Below are 17,400 nucleotides of genomic sequence, written 5' to 3' on the forward strand. Positions count from 1 at the left end.
TCGAGCAGTAGCAAGCCCGCAGATTCAATGCCAGTGCAGGAACGGCGCGACCGGCAGCACGGTCAGCAGCAGGAACAGCGGGATCAGCACGGCGCCGGCGCGCAGGAAATAACCGAAAAAGCTCGGCATCTCGACGCCGTTCTCGCTGGCGATGCTGGCGACCATGAAGTTCGGCGCATTGCCGATATAGGTGAGCGCCCCCATGTAGACCGCGCCCATGGAGATGGAGGCGAGCGTGCCCGAGAGCGTATGCATCAGCACCTGCGGGTCGCCGCCGGCGAGCTCGAAGAACAGCAGGTAGGTCGGCGCATTGTCGAGGAACGCCGACATCATGCCCGTGAACCAGAAATAGGCGACCTCGCGCGGCGTTCCGTCCGGTGCCGTGACGGCGGACAAAAGCCAGGCGAAGGCGCCGTGATGCCCGGCATCGAGCATGGCAATGCCCGGGATGATGGCGACAAAGATGCCCGCGAACAGCTTTGCGACTTCGCGGATCGGCTCCCAGGTGAAGCCGTTGGCCAGCCTGTGCTCCTCCGGCGTCAGCCACACCGACAGGGCGGCAATGGCGAGCAGCGCCGCATTGCGGGCGATGTCTTCCAGCTCCAGCTTCGTTCCGAGAATGTCGAAGGCTATGCCGGGCTTCCACATCGCGGAGGCCAGCAGGCTCGCGACGATCGCTGCGATCAGCACGAGGTTGATGAGGCCGCGAATCCGCAGCGGCTTCGCGGGGCCGGCGTCTCCCCGCACCGGCTCGCTACGGAAGCGCCAGACGTCGATGACGACGAAGATCGCCAGCAGCAATCCGGCAACGATCGCCGTCTGCAGCCAGATGGTCCGGGTGGTCCAGAAGAAGTCGACGCCATGCAGGAAGCCGACGAACAGCGGGGGATCGCCGAGCGGGCTCAGCGCACCGCCGACATTGGCGACCAGGATGATGAAGAAGACCACGACGTGGGCGTTGTGGCGCCGCGGCCGGTTGGCGCGGATCAGCGGACGGATCAGGATCATGGCGGCACCGGTGGTGCCGACGATGCTCGCCATGAGCGTGCCCAGCGCGAGGATGCCGGTATTGGCCGACGGCGTAGGCCTGATGTCGCCCGTGATGAGAATGCCCCCGGCCACGACATAGAGCGAGAACAGCAGCACGATGAAGCCGAGATATTCGGCAAGCATGGCATGGACGAGTGCGGCCAGCGTCGCCATGCCTCCTGCGAGCCAGACCAGCGAGCCGAGCGCCAGCAGCGACCAGGCCGCGGCGATCTTGCCGTAATGATGGTGCCAGAATTTCGCAAACAGCAGCGGCCCGAGCGCGATCGACAGCAGGAGGCCGGCAAAGGGCAGCGCATAGGGCCAGCGCATGGCCGCGCCGTCGAGCCCTGCCGCCGCCCATGCGGGCTGCGGCAACAGCGCGAGGATCGCTGCGACGGGCACGCCGCCGCGCAGCGTCACGAGCCGTCTAGGAAGCAATGAAGCGCTTTGCTGTTTCGACCGCACCGAAAGCATCAAGGTTGTCGTGTCCGCCGCCCGCAAAGCGAACGAACTGCTTCGGTTCATGCGCGAGCGCGAACAGACGCTCTCCGAACCCGATCGGAATGGCAAGGTCATTGGTGCCATGCATCACCAATAGCGGCACCGTGACGCGCGCAATCCGTTCGTCGGAGCGAAACTGATCGTGCATCAGGAGGCGAACGGGAGCGAAGCGGTACAGCGAGGCGGCGACATCGACCGCCGACGTGTATGGCGCCTCCAGGATCAGTCTGCGGACCGGATGTTCGGAGGCGATGGCGACCGCAACGCCCGTTCCGAGCGAAAAGCCCCAGGCGACGATTCGTTCCGCCGCGTAACGCGCCGTGGTGAAGGCGTAGGCGGCCGCGGCATCGCGCAGCAGGCCCTCTTCGCTCGGCGCGCCGGAGGAGCCGGCATAGCCGCGATAGGCCAAGGCGACGAGGCCGGTGCCGTCTGCCGTCATCGCCTTGAAACGGCTGACACAGCCGGCGAGAGAATCACCATTACCAGGGAAATACAGGATCACGGGACGGCCGGGCCTGGCCGGCACGTGCCAGACGACGACCTTCTCGCCATCGGACGTGGTCAGGACATGCTCTTCCGCCTCGGGCAGGCCTGCGGCATCCGGCGCGGTGCGACCGACCGGCGGGATCGGAAACAGCATCTCGCGCTGCCGGACATACAGCACGACGAGACCGGCGCAATAGACGGCCGCGAGCAGGATGGCGATCCACTTGACGATGGTCATGATGATGCGGCCGGTCTCCGGCTCAGGGCTTGCGCCGGCTCCGCAGCAATTTCATGACGTCGAGCCGGATGCTCGCGGGAACGTCGCGGCAACCGCACGCCGCCGCATGCGCGGCGTGCCATTTGACGCGCTGCTCGCGCGTCGCCTTGGGCGGCATGCGATGGGACCGGTGCCATTCCTTGTTGATGGCCACGGTCCCACTTCCTTCGCGCGCTACATCGCCTTGACGATGTTCTCGGTGACCTTCTTGGCGTCGCCGAGCAGCATCATGGTGTTGTCGCGATAGAACAGCGGATTGTCGATGCCGGCATAGCCCGAGGCGAGCGAGCGCTTGATGAACATCACGGTGCCGGCCTTCCAGACCTGGAGCACCGGCATGCCGTAGATCGGCGAGGTCTTGTCCTCTTCCGCGGCCGGGTTGGTGACGTCGTTGGCGCCGATCACGAAGGCGATGTCGGCCTGCGCGAATTCGGAGTTGATGTCCTCGAGCTCGAACACCTCGTCATAGGGCACGTTGGCTTCGGCCAGCAGCACGTTCATGTGGCCGGGCATGCGACCGGCGACGGGGTGAATGGCGTACTTCACCTCGACGCCTTCCTTCTTCAGCATGTCGGCCATTTCGCGCAGCGCGTGCTGGGCCTGCGCCACCGCCATGCCGTAGCCCGGCACGATGATGACCTTGGAGGCATTCTTCATGATGAAGGCCGCATCGTCCGCCGAGCCGAGCTTGGCGGGCTTCTGCTCGCCCGTACCGCCGCCGGCCGCGGCGGTCTCGCCACCGAAACCGCCGAGGATGACCGAGATGAAGGACCGGTTCATCGCGTGGCACATGATGTAGGACAGGATCGCGCCCGAGGAGCCGACCAGCGCGCCGGTGATGATCAGCGCGGAGTTGCCGAGGGTGAAGCCGATGCCGGCCGCGGCCCAGCCGGAGTAGGAGTTCAGCATCGAGATCACGACCGGCATGTCGGCGCCGCCGATCGGGATGATCATGAGCACGCCGAGCGCCAGCGCCAGGATGACGATCATCCAGAAGTCGAACGCGCTGCCGGTCAGGACGAGACCGACGATGAAGAACACCAGCGCCACGGCGAGCGCGATGTTGATGATGTGGCGGAACGGCAGGATGATCGGTGCGCCGCTCATCCGCGCGGACAGCTTGAGGAACGCGATCACCGAACCGGTGAAGGTCAGCGCACCGATGGCGACGCCGAGCGACATTTCGACCAGGCTCTGCGCATGGATGTTCCCGGGCGTGCCGATGTCGAAGGCCTCGGGCGCGTAGAACGCGCCGGCGGCAACCAGCACCGCGGCCATGCCGACCAGCGAGTGAAAGGCAGCGACCAGTTCCGGCATCGAGGTCATCGGCACGCGGCGCGCGATGACCGCGCCGATGGCGCCGCCGATGGCGATGCCGACGATGACGAGCACCCAGGCCAGGCCGTCAGCCGGCGGATGGTTGGCGAGCGTGGTGGCGACCGCGATCGCCATGCCGATCATGCCGAACAAATTGCCCTGTCGCGAAGAGGCCGGGCTCGACAATCCCCGCAGCGACAGGATGAACAGCACCCCCGCTACGAGATACAAGAATGCAGAGAGATTGGCGTTCATCTCAGGTCCCCATTGATCCCTTCAGCCCGAGGTGGCCGCTTACTTCGACTTCTTCTTGTACATCGCCAGCATGCGCTGGGTGACAAGGAAGCCGCCGAAGATGTTCACGCAGGCGAAGATCAGCGCCACGAAGCCGAAGGCGCGGGCCCAGCCCGAGCCGCTCGAGACGTTCGCGACGCCGCCGGCGAGCAGCGCGCCGACCACGATCACCGAGGAGATCGCGTTGGTCACGCTCATCAGCGGCGTATGCAATGCCGGTGTCACCGACCACACCACGAAATAGCCGACGAAGACGGCGAGAACGAAAATCGACAGCCGGAAGACGAAGGGGTCGACGACCTGTGCAACATGCTCCATGGCGGCTCTCCTTAAGCTTTCGGCTGGAAGTTCGGGTGGATAACGGCGCCGTCCTTGGTGAGCGCAGTCGCCTTCACGAGTTCGTCGTCCCAGTTCACGGCAAGTGCCTTGCTAGCCTTGTCGATCATGGTCTCGATGAAATTGAACAGGTTACGCGCGTAGAGGCTGGAGGCCGAGGCCGCGACACGGCCTGCGACATTGGTGTAGCCGACGATCTTGATGCCATCGAGGTCGACGACCTCGCCGGCCTTGGCCCCTTCGACATTGCCGCCGCGCTCGACGGCGAGATCGACCAGCACCGAGCCGGGCTTCATCGACTTGACCATCTCGGCCGAGACCAGCTTGGGCGCCGGCCGGCCCGGAATCAGCGCCGTGGTGATCACGATGTCCTGCTTCTTGATGTGCTCGGCGGTGAGCGCGGCCTGCTTGGCCTGGTATTCCTTGGACATTTCCTTGGCGTAGCCGCCGGCGGTCTGCGCGTTCTTGAACTCCTCGTCTTCGACGGCGAGGAATTTTGCGCCAAGCGATTCGACCTGCTCTTTCGTCGCGGGCCGCACGTCGGTCGCGGTGACGATGGCGCCGAGACGGCGCGCGGTCGCGATCGCCTGAAGACCGGCGACGCCGACGCCCATCACGAACACCTTGGCGGCGGGCACGGTGCCGGCCGCGGTCATCATCATCGGGAAGGCGCGGCCGAAGGCTTCGGCGCCCTCGATCACGGCACGGTAGCCGGCGAGGTTGGCCTGCGAGGACAGCACGTCCATCACCTGCGCGCGCGTGATGCGCGGCATCAATTCCATCGCGAAGGCGGAAACGCCGGCATCGGCCATCGCCTTCAGCGCGGCATCGTTACCGTAGGGATCCATGATGGCGATGACGAGCGCTCCGCGCTTGTACTGCGCAAGCTCCGACGCCTCGGGGCGCTTCACCTTGATGATGACGTCGGCGTCCTTCAGCGCATCGGCGCTGACGGTGGCGCCGACCGCGGTGAACTCGGAATCCGGCAGCCCCGATTTGAGGCCGGCGCCCGGCTCGACGGCGATCTCGGCGCCGAGCGCTTTGAACTTCTTCACCGTATCAGGCGAAGCGGCAACGCGCGGCTCCGACGGATCGATTTCCTTGGCAACGGCGATCTTCATAGGCCCTCCGGCGACGCGGGCAAAAGCGCGCACGCGAACTTAGCGTTACTCCCGCAACGTTGGATACCGGTTTTTCAATCCGGCTTGGATGCAAATTTTATGGGCACCGACGACGCTGGCGGTGCGGCAGTCGATGGATCAGGTGAGGAAGATCGCCATCAGGATCACGATGAGCGCGACCGAGGCCGTGCCGTATTTCACCAGCTTGATGAAGCCCTCATAGGTCTGCTCGTGGGCAACGTAGTCGTTGCCGTCGGCAGTGGTGTACGCCACTTCGCTATGGTCAGCCATGGATTGTCCCCAGTCGAAAGCCGAATTCCCGGCTGGCAATAGCGCAAACCGCCGGGCAGGGCAACGGCAGGCAGGCGGGGTTTTCCCGCAAATCAGGTCATTTGGAATTCCGATTGTCGCGAATCCAGCGCGTCAGGCTCTGCTCGCTGACTTCGCCGGCGGCGAGGGAGAGGACGATGGCTGTTGCTTCCGCGGGATCGGGATTGAGGGCCACGCCGTTCTTGTGAAGAAAGACCATCATCGCCATGAAGGCGATGCGCTTGTTCCCGTCCACGAATGCGTGATTCCTTGCGAGCCCGAATGCGTAGGCTGCGGCGAGTTCATCGAGCGAAGCCTGCTCGTAACGCCATTTGTTGATCGGCCGCTCCACCAGCGCCGAGCGCAACATCCCTTCGTCGCGCAATCCCGGCGCACCGCCGAAACGGCGGAGTTGCCTGCTATGAATAGCGACAGCCTGTTCGTAGGTGATCCAAAGCGGCTCTTCAGGCTCGCTCATTCTGAGTGAGCCGACTACTTTGCGAGCGCGGCAAGCGTATCGCGATACTTGTCCATGACCTCGTCGGCGATTTCCATCGTCCGCTCGAAATCGGGATCATATGGCAGCGCCTGAAAACCCCCGCCGGGCAATTCCACGATGTGAAGTTGCTGGCCGCGCTTGAGGTCGAGCCGCTGCATCAGCTCGCGCGGCAACAACAGCCCGTCCGAATTGCCGATCTTCTTGATCTCGATCTTCATGATCTTGCTCGCGAAAGAAGTGTTATACACCTGTATAACATCCCAGCATGGGTCGTTCAACAAATGTTTTACAGCTCCCTGCCCGCGATCCAGCGTGAGGACAGCGCCCGGCGCTGGACGACCGGCCATCCGAACGAGCGGCGCACCTCGTCAACGGCCTCCTCGCCCGCCTCGGTAAATCGCACCATGCGCGGATGCGTGCCGGGACCGACCGCGACGGAATGGTCGCCGGCCAGGAAACCATGGGTCATGTGGAACCCCAATGCACGATAGACCTCGAACTGCTCCTCCGAGAAGAACTGATCGCCGGTGGTCTCGTGGGGGAAGGTGTCGTTACGTCGCGCGTAGTCGCGGATGTAGTCGTTCTCGTCGCGGGAGAGCGAGGACTTGATATAGACGAGATAGCCCTTGTCATCGCCGCCATAGTCGATGATGCCGATCGCCACGTGAACATGGTCCTCCGCGGCCTCGTCCGATGCATCAGGGGATGCTTGTGCGGACTTCCCGGCATTTTCCGCCATGATGGCGCGCGTGCGGTCGCGGATCGGCGTCCAGGGCAGATCGATCCGGACGCCGAGATCGATGCGCGCATAGCGCTGGAGCTTCATCAGCGAGGAGAAATTCATCGGCGCGTCGGCTTCCGCGTCGACCGCGACGATCACCTTGCAGCGCCGGCGGAGCAGCTCGTAGACGCCGAGATTTTCGATGTGGCCGCCGTCGGTGAGATAGACGCCGTCACTGTTCTCGTAGAGACGGCCCGAGATTTCCGACCACAGGAACAGCGGCGTGGAGCGGCGCTGCGGCCGGGCAGTGGCCCCGACATAGCGCGGGTTGCTCAGCCAGTAGCCCAGCCGCACGTTCAACAGCGCCAGCGTCGGCGTCAGCGCCCTGATCGAGTTCGAGCCCATGTTCGACGACGCGGCCGCCCCCGAGATCGCCATGGCGGTGGCGAGGTCGAGGCTTTGCTCCAGACGCTCGACCGCCGGGGTCCTGGCGTAGCGCGTCGCTTCGCTGCCGACATAGAGCGGCGAGAAGACGAAGAAGTCCGCATTGCGGCCGCGCCGGTTGGCGAAGTCCGACCCCTGGATGTTGAGCGCCGTGTTGATGAGATGATAGGGCGCCCGCAGCTTCGGCGCGGCCGGCCCACCGTTCGTCGTGGCACCGTCGTCCGCGACCGCGAAGAGCTCGCTCAACTTCATGCGATCGAGCGGCTTGAGATCGCGCCCCTGGTCGAGGCTCGCCTCGGCGCGCGCGATATTGCCGTCGGCCGAGCGGCCGGGGTCGAACAGGAAAGCCTTGCTCAGCCGATCGCGGTACAAGCGATGCAGCGAATTGGCATTCGGCGTCAGCGACCAGGAGATCGCAAACAGCAACATGCCGACGAGCGTGTACAGGATCACCACGGGCAGGCTGTGCGCGTAGCCGGAGCCTCGATCCGTCCAATCGAATTGTCTTGCGACATTGCCCGCGGCAAATACGAGCCAGGCCGGAACGTGGGATACCGGCGTCAACCAGTCCGTCGCCGCCGTCGTTGCGGCGGGCCTTGGCGTGATCTCGGCCGTGAAGGTGCCGGCGGCAGCGTCAAACTCGATCTTGCCCGACAGGTTTCCCGACGCGGGCACGGTCGATTTGTTGGCGGCGAGACAGCCTTTCTGCGCAATTGCGGTCAGGGGTGCCTGACATTTTTCGATCGGATCGTTGGCGATGCCCCAATAGGACAGATAGAGATAGGCGACCCAGATGATCAGCGGCAGCGCCAATCCCGCGATCCACAGCGCGATCTTGGCGATGATCGCGAGCACCAGCGAGCCCCATTGCGAAGATACGCTGTTGCCCTTCAGGAATTCGGCGAACTGCTGCCTGAAGGCAGTGACGAATATGCCGATCGGCGCGGCAATCGCGGCGAGCGATTTGATCCAGGTGACGGCGACGCCGCCGACCGGCCCGCCGATCGTGTTGCTGTCGACGACATCGAACATCTGCGACAGCATGAAGGGCTGGAACTCGAAGAACGCGATCACGGCAAGCAGCACCAGGAAGGTCGCGCCGGCGGTCGGCCAATGCGAGCGAAACTCCTGGCGTTTCTCGGGGCTTGCAAACGACTGCTTGAGCGCCCAGCCGAAGAACAGGGCGACGCCGATGATCGCCGTTGCCAGCGTCAGCGCGAAATTCCTGATCTGAAGGATGCGGGCGAAGTCGCACGCGATGCCGAGCAGGAACGCGATGCCCGCGGCATAGGTCAGGAAGACGGTTGGGCCGATGCCCCGCTCCGCCCGTGAGCGCAGATAGGCAATTCCGCCGCAGGCAAGCAGCGCCAGCGCGACGATCGCGCCGATCGCGGTGAAGCCGAAACGGTCCGCGATCCAGCCGAAATGGTGCAGCTCGCATTGCGGCGAAGCGCCGTCGGCAAGATCGACACCGAAGAAGTTCGCGACGGTCAGGCAGCTCCGCAGCGGCGTCGACCAGATGGTGACGGCGGCGAGCAGCAGCACGGCCGGCAGCGTCAGCCCGATATTGGCGATCAGTCCGCGCGCCACGATTGCAATCCCGGTCAGGAGATCGCGGAAGCCGGCCGGAACCAGGTAGTTGGAATAATTCCTGATGTGCCCGACCGAGGGCGTATCGCTGATCTCGCTGGCGGTCACGGTGTCCCCGGCCGGCCGCTCGCCGAATACGAAACGCCCTGTCACCGTCATGGTCGTGCTGAGCGAGGTGCCGATGTAGCCGCCGCCCGATACGGTGGAGAGATAATCGATCCGCCTGATCAGATCGTGGTGGTTCAGCGCCTGGAGCACGCCGAGACACATGGCCGAGGAGCGGATGCCGCCGCCGGACAAGGCGAGCCCGACGACGTCGAGCATCTGGCAGGCGACGATGCCGTCGGGATCGAGTTGCCGGGCTTCCTCGCGGCGCGTGTTGATGGCCTCGATCTCGTCGCGAACGATCTGCTGATGCTTCTCGCACCAGGGCGTTTCCTCCTCGAAGGCTGCGGCGTTCCGCGCCGCTCCAGGTCGCGGGACCTGTCCCTGATCGGGCATGCGAGCCTCCCCCGAGCAATAAAAAGCAATCGGCAATCAGCGGTTGAAAAAGTAAATCAAGTATCTACAGGATTAGTCTTGCCTCTGGTTCGAACGTTCAATGCCGGCGAGCAGGATCTCGAGGCCGGTCTCGAACGTCGCGTCAAAATGCGCAGGCTGAAAATACGGCGCAGCGGCCGCAAGATGCTTGAAGTTCGCGGCGATCGTTTCGTCCGGGACCGGTTCGGCCGAGGAAGGACCGCGGGCGTAGCCCGCCGTCTCATCAAGCGCGGCACCCGTGAGGTAATAGCCGAGTTCCCGGAAATAGATGGCCGCCTCGCGGTCGGAAAAGCCGGCGTCGCGCAGGATGCCGATGATGCCGTCGATATAGGCGACACCGGCAGCCGTGTTGAGCCGATGCACCGCGAAGAACGGGAAGAACGCAGGGTGCTTCAGCGCCATGGCGCGGAAGCCGTGGGCGGCTCGGCGCAGGCGCTCGCGCCAGTCCCATTGCGGCTCCATCGCAACCTGCGCCTCCGCAAGCATCAGGTCTACAAGCGCATCCATCAGGTGCGCCTTGCTCGGGAAGTGATGATAGATGCTCATGGCCTCGCAGCCGAGCTCCTCGCCGAGCCTGCGCGTCGAGAATTGGGCCAACCCGTCGCGATCGACCAGCGCCATCGCGACGGCCGCAATCCGCTCGCGCGACAGTCCTCGGCCCCCGTGGCCCGCGGCGCGGCGCTTGCGCGGCGCAGGCGGAGCTTTCCGGCGCGCTTTGGCTTTCTTGATCATGACGTCCGAATCGAACCCGCTTGCAACCTTACACCGAAAGGCTGTATTGTGAAGCAAAGCTTACAGTGTAAGGTTGGAGCTGAGGCGATGTCTGCGATTGACCTGTTCAGCCTGCTGGTGCCCGCGACCTATCTCGTGATGCTCGGAATCGAGCGTCTGATCCCGGCGCGGAAATTCCCGGATATTCCCTATTGGCGGCTCAGGGGCTTCTGCTTCCTGACCGTGCAGGGCCTGCTTGCCACGTTGACCCCATTACTGATCCCGGAAGCCTGGCTGGAGCGGCACAGGCTGATGGACCTCACCGGCCTTGGCGTCGCCGGCGGCGCGGTGCTCGGTTATGCCGTGCTCTCGCTCGTCAATTACGGCTGGCACCGCAGCGCCCACACCTTCCCCCTGATGTGGCGACTATTCCACCAGATCCATCACAGCCCGCAGCGCATGGACATGTCGGGCGCGGCGCTGTTCCATCCGCTGGAGACGATCGCATTCTTTGCGATCGCATCCGTGGTCACGACGCTGGTGCTCGGGCTCGATCCGGTCGCAGCCGCCGCGACCGGCTACATCGCCGCCTTCTACGGGTACTTCCAGCATATGAATGTGCGCACGCCGCAATGGCTCGGCTTCATCATCCAGCGGCCGGAGGCGCATTGCATCCATCACCAGCGTGACGTGCACGCCTTCAACTATGGCGACCTGCCGATCTGGGACATGCTGCTCGGCACCTTTCGCAATCCTGCGAGCTTCGAGGGCGCGGTCGGCTTCGACAAGCCGGCGACCGACCGGTTTGGCGCGATGCTCGCCTTCGCCGACGTGAACGAACCTGCGGCCGGGCAGAATAGCCTCGGCCGCAGGGCCAACCCGACCAGCTAGCGCGAAGCGTCCGCGCCGCTCAGCCCATCGCCTCCAGCTCGTCGATCATGCCGGCAATGACGCTGAGGCCGCCGTCCCAGAATTTGGGATCCTTGGCATCGAGCCCGAACGGCCGCAGCAGCTCGGAGTAGTGCTTGGTGCCGCCGGCGGCGAGCATGTCGAGATAGCGCTCGGCAAAGCCCTCGGCCGCGTTCTCGTAGACCGCGTAGAGCGAGTTCACGAGGCAGTCGCCGAAGGCATAGGCATAAACGTAGAACGGCGAATGGATGAAGTGCGGGATGTACATCCAGTAGTTCTCGTAGCCGGCCTTGATCTCGATCGCCGGCCCCAGGCTCTCGCCCTGCACCGACAGCCAGATCTCGCCGAGCCGCGTCGCGGTGAGCTCGCCGTTCTTGCGCTCGGTGTGGACCGCGCGCTCGAAGGAATAGAAGGCGATCTGCCGGACCACGGTGTTGATCATGTCCTCCACCTTGCCGGCGAGCAGCGCCTGGCGCTGCTTGGCGCTCTTGGTCTGTGCCAGGAGCCGCCTGAAGGTGAGCATCTCGCCGAACACGCTCGCGGTCTCCGCCAGCGTCAGCGGCGTCGGCGCCATCAGCGCGCCGTTCTTGGCCGCCAGCACCTGATGCACGCCGTGGCCGAGCTCATGGGCGAGCGTCATCACGTCGCGCGGCTTGCCCTGGTAGTTCATCAGCACATAGGGGTGCGCCGACGGCGTGGTGGGATGCGAGAACGCGCCCGGCGCCTTGCCCGGACGCACCGGCGCGTCGATCCAGCGGTCGGTGAAGAAGCGCTCGGCGATGTCGGCCATTTTGGGCGAGAAGCCACGATAGGCCGTCAGCACCATGTTGCGGGCATCAGGCCAGCCGATGACGTCGGTCGCCGCAAACGGCAGCGGCGCGTTGCGGTCCCAATAGGCAAGCCGCTTCTTGCCGAACCACTTCGCCTTCAGCGCGTAATAGCGATGCGACAGCCTTGGATAGGCCGCGCGCACCGAGGCGACCAGCGCATCCACCACCTCGCGCTCGACGCGGTTGTTGAGGTGGCGGGAATCCGCGACGTCCTTGAAGCCGCGCCAGCGGTCGGAGATGTCCTTGTCCTTGGCCAGCGTGTTGGTGATCAGTGCGAAGGTGCGCTCATTTGCCTTGAAGGTCTTCGCCAGCGCCTCTGCCGCGCTCTTGCGCTTGGCGCCGTCGCGGTCCTGCAACAAATTGAGCGTCGGCTCGATCGCGAGCTCCTTAGGCCCGACCTTGAAGCGCAGGCTGGAGATGGTCTGGTCGAACAGCCGGTTGAAGGCGGAATAACCCGTCTGCGCCTTCTCCAGGAAAAGCTGCTCGAGCTTGTCGTCGAGCTGATAGGGCTTCTCCTTGCGCAGATCCTCGATCCAGGGACGGTAATACGCCAGCTCCGGCGCCTGCATCGCGCGGGTCAACAAATCGTCATCGACACGATTGAGCTCGAGCGCGAAGAACAGAAGATGGGTGGACGCCGCCGTCAGCCGTTCGGAGACATCGCCGTAAAACTTTGAAATCTTGGGATCAACGCTGTCGCCGGCATGGACGAGGCCGGCATAGGAGCCGAGACGGCCGGCGAGATCGTCGATCGCCTCATAGCGTCGCACCGCCTCGGCGAGCCATTTTCCGCCATCTTCGTTTGCTGTCCCTGTCGCGAGCTTGCCCTTGTAGTCGGTCTCGAACGCGACGCAATCGGCATCCATCCTTTCGAGATCGCGCGCCACTTCCGGCGCGTCGATCCCGGAATAGAGATCGGCGAGGTTCCATTCAGGAAGCCTGCCGGCCTTGCTCGCAGGCTTGGCGGGTGAAGATTTGGCGAGTGAAGACTTGGCGAGTGAAGATTTGGAGGGCTTTGCCTTGACGATGGATTTCTTGGCGGCGGATTTCCTGGTGCTCGGCTTGCGGAGAGCGGGTTTGCTGGGAGCGGGCTTCTTCAAGGCAGATTTGGAGCGCGAAGTCATTCTGTGGGAAACCTGTGTTCAACAAGCGCGACGGCGGGCGGGGGCATCAAGGTTTAAGAGTGCGTTAATCGGCTTCGGCCAGAGTGCCCCGATTCGAGACAGATAGTAGTAGCGTGCGGGGAACACCATGGCTGCCAGTATTTTGATCGCCGACGACGACGCTGTAGCCCGCCGGCTGATCGAGAACATGGTGCAGAAATGCGGCTATGAGACGGTCGTCGTGGACTCCGGCGACGCCGCGATCGCCGCCCTCACCGCCCCCGATGCACCTGCTATCGACGGCGTCATCCTCGACCTCGTGATGCCCGGCCTCGACGGCATGGGCGTGCTGGCGAAGATCCGCGAAGCCGGCCTCAGCGTGCCCGTCATCGTGCAGACCGCCCATGGCGGCATCGACAACGTGATCTCGGCGATGCGCGCAGGTGCTGCCGATTTCGTGGTCAAGCCGGTCGGCATGGAGCGGCTCCAGGTCTCGCTTCGCAACGCGCTCAACGCCTCCGCGCTCAAGGGCGAATTGCAGCGCATCCGTCACAGCCGCGAGGGCCGGCTGACCTTCTCCGACATCATCACCCGCGCGGAAGCAATGGCGGGCGTCATGCGCACCGCGCAGAAGGCGGCGAACTCCTCGATCCCCGTGCTGATCGAGGGCGAGTCCGGCGTCGGCAAGGAGATGTTCGCACGCGCTATCCATGGCAGCGGCGAGCGCAAGGCCAAGCCGTTCGTCGCGGTCAATTGCGGCGCGATCCCCGACAACCTCGTCGAGTCCATCCTGTTCGGCCATGAGAAGGGCGCCTTCACCGGCGCCACCGAACGCCACACCGGCAAGTTCGTCGAGGCCCATGGCGGCACGCTATTTCTGGACGAGGTCAGCGAGCTGCCGCTTGCCGCGCAGGTCAAGCTGCTCCGCGCGCTGCAGGAAGGCGCGGTCGAGGCCGTCGGCGGCCGCAAGCCGGTGAAGGTCGACGTCCGCATCATCTCGGCAACCAACCGCAGGCTGCTGGAACGGGTGAAGCAGGGCCATTTCCGCGAAGACCTGTTCTATCGCCTGCACGTGCTGCCGCTGACGATCCCCTCGCTGCGGACCCGGCGCGAGGACATCCCGCATCTGCTCCGGCATTTCCTGGCGCGCTTTGCCGCCGAGGAGAACCGCCACATCACCGGCATCAGCGGCGAGGCCGTGGCGCACCTCGCCCAGCTCGACTGGCCCGGCAACATCCGCCAGCTCGAAAACGCGGTCTACCGCGCGGTGGTGATGAGCGAGGGCGACCAGCTTGACCTTGCCGACTTCCCCCTGCTCACCTCGCAGCCGCATCCCGCGACCGACATCCCGACGGCGCCGCTGATGCTCGAGCCGATCGCGGCGCCTTCGGTCGTGTCGTCGGGTAGCGAAATACCGATTGCACCGCTCCCCTCGGTGGGAACTCTTCCCATGCTGACCGCGACCGGCGACGTCCGCCCGCTGGAGGACATGGAGAACGAGATCATCCGCTTCGCGATCTCGCATTATCGCGGGCAGATGTCCGAGGTCGCCCGCCGCCTCAAAATCGGCCGGTCCACGCTCTACCGAAAACTCGACGAGGCCGGGGTTCCCGGACATGGCGGGAAAAGCGGCGAGGAGACGCACTGAGCCTGATGCGAACGGAGGTTCGCGCGACGGCAGGGTGACGCTGTAAGCCGTTCGCATGACGACAGAATTCGACTGCGATTTGAACCGTGACTTGGAAGTGACAGACAGAGGGAAAAGCGTGTGGCCAAGGCCCACAATCCGTTGCCAAGAGGCTCCCTTGAAGTCAGTTTGTCGTGAGTTGTCCCGGGTAGCGCTGGCTGCAAATCCGGGGCCTGTATATCGTCTGCGTATGAATCGTTGCGTGCAGGCGTGCAACTTTCCAGAGGCCGGCGCGGTTTAGCCGAAACTCAATTAGGCGATAACGAAGCTGTTCCACGAGGGACAGTTCACCCGAGGGGTGCGACACAATGCGTGACTGTTTGAACCACCGTGCAGGCTTTGACCGTGTCTTGATGACGGTTGCGGCAACCTTCCTCACGGTGTCGGCCAGCTCAGCCCTGGCGCAGGATCAGGTGCGCAGCAGCGCCGCCGAACTGGCGATCGAAGCCGCGATCCCGCGTCCCGAGCCCGCCAACGTCCCGCCCCCGACCGCGTCCGACATCAAGCTCGACACCACCGCCACGGTCCAGGATTCCGCGAAGGAGCCGGCCAAGGAAGCTGCGAAGGCCGAAGCCGCACCTGCGCCCGACAAGGTCGGGACCAAGCCTGCCGACGTCGCCACCACGCCCGCCAGCGAGGCGCCGAAGAGCGAACCTGCCAAATCCGAAGCTGCCAAGAGCGAGCCTGCCAAGACCGAGCCGGCCAAGGCCGACACTGCGACGGCCCCCGCCGCCGCAGCGACTCCGGCCGAGCCGCCGAAGGACGTCGCCAAGGAGCAGCCGGCCTCCGAGCCCGTGAAGGCCGCGAGCGCCGTTCCCGCCGCCGACCAGCCGGTCGCGGACAGGCTCAAGGACATCATCGGCGCCAAGACCTCGCGCCATTTCGACCGGAAGAACGAGCGCGCCGCCATCGAAAAGTTCTACGGTGCGCGCGACTTCGCCCCGGTCTGGACCCAGGGCGGCAGCCTGACCGCCGCGGCCAAGGGCGTGATCGCGCGGCTGAAGGATGCGGCCTCCGACGGCCTCAATCCGGCCGACTATCCGGTGCCGGATTTCGCCGCCGCCACGAACCCCGATGCGCTCGCCGACGCCGAGCTCAAGCTCACCGCCAGCATGTTCGACTATGCGCGCCAGGCGCAGAGCGGCCGCATGCACTGGTCGCAGGTCAGCGCCGACATCCTCTATCCCGAGCACCCGGTCGACCCGAGCGAGGTGCTCACCAAGGTCACGACCGCGGCTGACGCTTCCGCGGCGCTCGACAGCTACAACCCGCCGCAGAAGCTCTACAAGGAACTGAAGGCCAAGCTCGCGGAGCTCCGCGGCCAGGGCAACGGCCCGGTGGTCGAGGTCGCCGATGGCCCGGCGCTGAAATATACCCCCGCCGGCAAGAAGCAGGCTGAGGTCGTCGTTGAGGATCCGCGCGTGCCGCAGCTCCGCGCCAAGCTCGGCATCACCGAGAATGCCAGCGACACCCGCTATGACGCCACGGTCGCCGAAGCCGTGCGAAAATTCCAGAACAGCGCCGAGCTCAAGGCGACCGGCGTCCTCGACGACAAGACGGTCAAGGCGATCAACACGCCGAAGCGTGACAGGCAGATCGACACGGTATTGGTGAACATGGAGCGCTGGCGCTGGCTGCCGCGCGACCTCGGCGTGCCCTCGCTGGGCGATGCCTATGTCATCCTCAACATTCCCGACTACACGCTGAAGGTGATGCAGCGCGGCCAGCAGGTCTGGACCACCCGCGTCGTCACCGGCAAGCCGGGCCAGCATGCGACGCCCCTGCTCACCGAAACGATGAAGTACATCACGGTCAACCCGACCTGGAACGTGCCGCCGTCGATCGTCTACAACGAATACCTGCCGGCGCTTCAGCAGGACCCGACCGTGCTTCAGCGCATGGGCCTCAAGCTCGAGCAGAACCGCGACGGTTCGGTGCACATCTCGCAGCCGCCCGGTGAAGCCAACGCGCTCGGCCGCATCCGCTTCAACTTCCCGAACAAGTTCCTGGTCTATCAGCACGACACGCCGGACAAGAACCTGTTCGCCCGGGACGAGCGCGCCTTCAGCCACGGCTGCATGCGCGTGCAGAACCCGGATCAGTACGCCTCCGTGCTGCTCAACATCGCCATGCCGAACGAGAAGTACACGCCGGAGCGCGTGCGCAGCATGTACGGCAAGAGCGAGATCGACCTGAAATTCCCGACGCCGATCCCGGTCAACATCACCTACCAGACCGCGTTCGTGGACGATGCCGGCAAGCTGCAATTCCGCAAGGACGTCTATGGCCGCGACGCGACCATGATCAACATCCTGAAGAACAGCCGCGGCAAGGACCTCGAGAACATCGTCGCCCACTCGCAGCCGAGCTATTCGCGCCCGGCGACGACGCTGCCCTCGGGCGTGGCGGTGGCCAACAATGGCGGCGGCTTCGGCTCGTCCGGTCCGAACTTCTTCGAGCGGCTGTTCGGGGCGCCGACCCCGCCGCCGGCTCCAGTGGGCCGTAGGCCGCAGCGGGTGTTCACCCGCTGAGCCCGGTCCGGCCTCTTGTTTCCTAAAATTATGCAATGAAATCAGCGACCCCGTCCCCTGGATGGGGTCGCTTAACGTTAACCACTCCCCCACTTGGCCTCCGGCAGCGGGCGTTTTTTTGCCACACTCAACCGGTTAGGTTTGTATTCTGACTTGGTTTGGGCG

Annotated in this window: 15 protein-coding genes; 3 read left to right on the forward strand and 12 right to left on the reverse strand. The window is 64.7% G+C overall.

Features of this window, described 5'->3' with window-relative positions:
* Nucleotides 1-24: 24 nt before the first annotated feature.
* The 11 genes from A3M7_RS0120345 to A3M7_RS44690 form a co-directional block, all read right to left on the reverse strand.
* Complete coding sequence (locus A3M7_RS0120345; RefSeq protein WP_027545552.1) at nucleotides 25-1,503, reverse strand: sodium:proton antiporter; 1,479 nt, start codon at nucleotides 1,501-1,503, stop codon at nucleotides 25-27.
* Entirely contained in the window at nucleotides 1,457-2,254 is a 798-nt protein-coding gene (locus tag A3M7_RS0120350) for an alpha/beta hydrolase (RefSeq protein WP_027545553.1), read from the reverse strand. Before A3M7_RS0120350 ends, A3M7_RS0120345 begins: the two co-directional genes overlap by 47 nt.
* A 22-nt stretch (nucleotides 2,255-2,276) precedes the next feature.
* Nucleotides 2,277-2,447: a hypothetical protein gene (locus A3M7_RS49750; protein WP_165448174.1), complete on the reverse strand. Its 171-nt coding sequence runs from the start codon at nucleotides 2,445-2,447 to the stop codon at nucleotides 2,277-2,279.
* A 20-nt stretch (nucleotides 2,448-2,467) separates the two neighbouring features.
* Complete coding sequence (locus A3M7_RS0120360) at nucleotides 2,468-3,865, reverse strand: NAD(P)(+) transhydrogenase (Re/Si-specific) subunit beta (protein ID WP_027545554.1); 1,398 nt, start codon at nucleotides 3,863-3,865, stop codon at nucleotides 2,468-2,470.
* Nucleotides 3,866-3,904: 39 nt separating this feature from the next.
* Nucleotides 3,905-4,222: a proton-translocating transhydrogenase family protein gene (locus A3M7_RS0120365; RefSeq protein ID WP_027545555.1), complete on the reverse strand. Its 318-nt coding sequence runs from the start codon at nucleotides 4,220-4,222 to the stop codon at nucleotides 3,905-3,907.
* Between the two features lie 11 nt (nucleotides 4,223-4,233).
* Nucleotides 4,234-5,361, reverse strand: a complete 1,128-nt coding sequence (locus A3M7_RS0120370) for a Re/Si-specific NAD(P)(+) transhydrogenase subunit alpha (protein WP_027545556.1) — start codon at nucleotides 5,359-5,361, stop codon at nucleotides 4,234-4,236.
* A 138-nt stretch (nucleotides 5,362-5,499) separates the two neighbouring features.
* Entirely contained in the window at nucleotides 5,500-5,652 is a 153-nt protein-coding gene (locus A3M7_RS0120375) for an aa3-type cytochrome c oxidase subunit IV (protein ID WP_008136857.1), read from the reverse strand.
* A gap of 97 nt (nucleotides 5,653-5,749) precedes the next feature.
* Nucleotides 5,750-6,148, reverse strand: coding sequence for a type II toxin-antitoxin system death-on-curing family toxin (locus A3M7_RS0120380; protein ID WP_027545557.1), 399 nt, complete (start codon nucleotides 6,146-6,148; stop codon nucleotides 5,750-5,752).
* A 14-nt stretch (nucleotides 6,149-6,162) separates the two neighbouring features.
* A complete protein-coding gene (locus A3M7_RS0120385) occupies nucleotides 6,163-6,387 on the reverse strand; it encodes an AbrB family transcriptional regulator (protein WP_027545558.1) in 225 nt (74 codons plus the stop codon).
* A gap of 68 nt (nucleotides 6,388-6,455) precedes the next feature.
* Nucleotides 6,456-9,425: a patatin-like phospholipase family protein gene (locus A3M7_RS0120390; protein ID WP_027545559.1), complete on the reverse strand. Its 2,970-nt coding sequence runs from the start codon at nucleotides 9,423-9,425 to the stop codon at nucleotides 6,456-6,458.
* A gap of 72 nt (nucleotides 9,426-9,497) precedes the next feature.
* Nucleotides 9,498-10,196, reverse strand: a complete 699-nt coding sequence (locus tag A3M7_RS44690) for a TetR/AcrR family transcriptional regulator (RefSeq protein WP_049823589.1) — start codon at nucleotides 10,194-10,196, stop codon at nucleotides 9,498-9,500.
* An 87-nt stretch (nucleotides 10,197-10,283) separates the two neighbouring features.
* On the opposite strand from A3M7_RS44690, the gene A3M7_RS44695 reads away from it, so the two are divergent.
* Complete coding sequence (locus tag A3M7_RS44695) at nucleotides 10,284-11,066, forward strand: sterol desaturase family protein (protein WP_049823590.1); 783 nt, start codon at nucleotides 10,284-10,286, stop codon at nucleotides 11,064-11,066.
* Nucleotides 11,067-11,085: 19 nt separating this feature from the next.
* Here A3M7_RS44695 and A3M7_RS0120405 read toward each other — a convergent pair whose 3' ends face one another.
* The gene (locus A3M7_RS0120405) at nucleotides 11,086-13,038 is read right to left on the reverse strand and encodes a M3 family oligoendopeptidase (protein ID WP_027545560.1); all 1,953 of its coding nucleotides are present in this window, start codon (nucleotides 13,036-13,038) and stop codon (nucleotides 11,086-11,088) included.
* Between the two features lie 127 nt (nucleotides 13,039-13,165).
* On the opposite strand from A3M7_RS0120405, the gene A3M7_RS0120410 reads away from it, so the two are divergent.
* Nucleotides 13,166-14,665, forward strand: coding sequence for a sigma-54 dependent transcriptional regulator (locus A3M7_RS0120410; RefSeq protein WP_027545561.1), 1,500 nt, complete (start codon nucleotides 13,166-13,168; stop codon nucleotides 14,663-14,665).
* Between the two features lie 347 nt (nucleotides 14,666-15,012).
* Nucleotides 15,013-17,235, forward strand: coding sequence for a murein L,D-transpeptidase (locus A3M7_RS0120415; protein WP_027545562.1), 2,223 nt, complete (start codon nucleotides 15,013-15,015; stop codon nucleotides 17,233-17,235).
* Nucleotides 17,236-17,400: the final 165 nt, after the last annotated feature.

The organism is Bradyrhizobium sp. WSM2254 (genome assembly GCF_000472645.1).
Taxonomy (GTDB): Bacteria; Pseudomonadota; Alphaproteobacteria; order Rhizobiales; family Xanthobacteraceae; genus Bradyrhizobium; species Bradyrhizobium niftali.